Origin of the sequence: Vallitalea maricola (assembly GCF_036985595.1) — a bacterium.
GTDB classification, from domain to species: Bacteria; Bacillota; Clostridia; order Lachnospirales; family Vallitaleaceae; genus Vallitalea; species Vallitalea maricola.
Genome location: NZ_BTPU01000214.1, coordinates 1 through 224 on the forward strand (window position 1 = coordinate 1; position 224 = coordinate 224).

Consider the following 224-nt stretch of genomic DNA (forward strand, 5'->3'; position numbering starts at 1 on the left):
CTTCTTGAGTGAAGTTTTCAGCTTCATTCACTTCACGGGTAAACGCTGAGAAGCCTGGAAATTCTTCATAGCTATAATCTAAACGAATCAATAAATCGGTTTGATCACGCTGGCCAAGGGCTTCAAATTCTGAATAACCGGTTGCAGAAGTCAGCTCAGCAAAACCTAAATCAACAGTCATTTCTAAACTAAGTAAAGTATCTTCTTTTTCTCTTGGTTCTTGG

At 38.8% G+C, this 224-nt stretch carries 1 protein-coding gene; it reads right to left on the reverse strand.

Annotation, left to right across the window (positions count from 1 at the left end):
- Window positions 1–224, reverse strand: a 224-nt coding sequence (locus tag AACQ14_RS23910; RefSeq protein ID WP_339366045.1) for a hypothetical protein, incomplete at both ends; no start/stop codon positions are given.